This is a genomic window from Rhizobacter sp. P2_H2 (assembly GCF_056403375.1).
Genome location: NZ_JBFUFP010001632.1, coordinates 1 through 804 on the forward strand (window position 1 = coordinate 1; position 804 = coordinate 804).

Sequence of the window (804 nt, forward strand, 5' to 3'; positions counted from 1 at the left end):
ACATGCAGCTCGCGACCACGCAGGAGCGCCATGCCGAACTCGACGAAGGCGTGATCGCCGCCGAGCGAAAGCTTGCCGACGCGCGCGAGCAGCTGCGCTCGCTGGAGCGCCAGGCGCAGGAGGCGCAGTTCTCGTCGCGCGCGCTGGCGGCCCGCCGCGGCGAGCTGCAGCGCAGCATCGAGACGGCGCAGCAGCAGGTGGTGTCGAACGAGGCTTCGCTCGAGCAGCTGCAGCAGGAGCTGGTGAAGCTGACCGATGCGTCAGCCCATGTCGGGCTCGAAGACGCGCTGGCCTTGAAGCTCGACCGCGTGGCCGCGCTCGGCGCCAAGCGCAGCGAGTACGACGACCTGACGCTGCGCCTGCGCCGCGCCGACGAACAGCGCATGGCGCACGAGCAGAGCCTGCAGCCGCTGCGCGACCGCATCACCAAGCTGCAGCTCGAGGAGCAGGCGGCGCAGCTCGGCGGCGCGCAGTTCCTCGAGCAGCTGACCGCCGCCGAGGTCGACCTCGCGGCGCTCGCGCAGAACATCGCCGACAACAACGTCAAGCTGTACGGCCTGCAAGGCGAGATCGACCGCATCAACCGCGAGATCACCGCGCTTGGCGCGGTGAACCTGGCGGCGCTCGACGAGCTCACCGCGTCGCGCGAGCGCAAGACCTTCCTCGATTCGCAGAACGCCGACCTGAACGAGGCGATCAGCACGCTCGAGGGCGCGATCCACAAGATCGACCTGGAAACGCGCGACCTGCTCGCCAGCACCTTCAACCAGGTCAACGAGCATTTCGGGCGCATGTTCCCGAGCC

1 pseudogene is annotated in these 804 nt (G+C 69.2%); it reads left to right on the top strand.

The window, feature by feature from the left end:
- A pseudogene (locus tag AC1D15_RS35235) lies at positions 1-804 on the top strand (chromosome segregation protein SMC); the annotation flags it as partial.